This window comes from Frigoribacterium sp. CFBP 13605, from assembly GCF_014839405.1.
In the GTDB taxonomy this organism is placed as follows: domain Bacteria; phylum Actinomycetota; class Actinomycetes; order Actinomycetales; family Microbacteriaceae; genus Frigoribacterium.
On sequence record NZ_JACYNS010000203.1, the window covers coordinates 1 to 1,444 of the forward strand.

Here is a 1,444-nt window from a genome sequence, read left to right on the forward strand (position 1 = left end):
CGCGGACGTCGTCGTGCGCGACGGCGTGGTCGCGGCCGTGGGGCCCGGGGCCGCGGCGTCCGTGGGCGACGGTCGCCGCGCCTCCTCGTCCGGGGTGCCGGCCGGGGTCGAGGTGGTCGACGCGAGCGGACTCGACGTGCTGCCGGGCTTCGTCGACGTGCACGCGCACGACGACGCCGCGTTGTTCCGCCCGGGAGGGGTCGCGCCCAAGACCGGGCAGGGCGTGACGACCACGATCGTCGGCAACTGCGGCCAGGGCGTCGCGCCGTCGCCGTCCGACGCGCGGGACCGATCGCTCGAGGACTACTCGCGGCCGGTGCTCGGCGGGTTCCCTGCGCGACGATGGGCGACGTTCGCCGACTACGTGCGGACGCTGGCCGAGGGCGACGCCGACGGCACCTTCGGCCTGCACGCCGCGACCCTCGTTCCGCACGCCCCGCTGCGGGCGGGCGTGCTCGGCTTCGACCGTCGACCGGCCGACGGCGTCGAGCGGTCGCTCATCGCGGCGTCGGTGGGCGAGGCGCTCGACGCCGGGGCGCTCGGCGTCTCGCTGGGCCTCATGTACGCACCCGGCGACGCCGCCGACCGGCCCGAACTCGTCGCCCTGGCCCGGGAGTGCGCAGTGCGGGGCAAGCTGCTGGTCGCCCACGTCCGCAACGAGGCCGACGGACACCGCGACTCGATCGACGAGCTGGCGTCGCTGGGGCGCGAGACCGGGGCCGCCGTCCACGTCAGCCACCTGAAGGTGACCGGGCCGCGGAACGTCGGCGGCATGCCCGCGATCGTGGAGCACCTCGACGCCTTGCGCGACGACGGTGTCGACGTCAGCGCGGACGTCTACCCCTACGACGCGGGCAGCACGACGGTCGCGTCGCTGTTCCCGCCGGCCACGGCCGACCACGGGGTCGAGAGCCTGCTCGAGGCGCTCCGTCCCGGCACGCGCTCGCGGAGGGATGTGCTCGACGGGCTGCTCGAACCCTGGGCCGGATCGACGCTCGAGAACCAGTACGCGGCGATCGGCCCCGAGCGGATCTCGGCGGCGGGGTTCACGCGACCCGAGCACGCGGGCTTCGAGGGGCGGCCGCTGTCCGAGATCGCCGAGGCGGTCGGTGCCGACCCGCGCGAGGTGCTCGCCGACCTCGTCCTCGCCGAACGGGGCGCCTTGACCGTCATCGTGTTCCACACCGACCTCGAGGGCATGCGGACGGCCCTGGCGTGGCCGCACACCCTGGTCGGCTCGGACGGGCTGCCGCGCGAGACCGGCACCGTGCATCCCCGCCTGTACGGGACGTTCTCGCGCGTGCTCGACGAGTACGCCGGGTCGGGGCCGCAGGCCGTGCTGTCGCGGGGCGAGGCGATCGCGCGCATGTCGACCCGCGCCTCCTCGCGGTTCGGGCTGGGGGGCACGGGTGCCGGCGCGGGCGGAGGCAGATCGGAAGAGCGT

At 75.8% G+C, this 1,444-nt stretch carries 1 protein-coding gene; it reads left to right on the forward strand.

From position 1 onward, the window contains the following. Positions 1-1,444: N-acyl-D-amino-acid deacylase family protein (locus tag IFT36_RS16015; protein ID WP_200413663.1), on the forward strand; the 1,444-nt coding region annotated here is incomplete at both ends.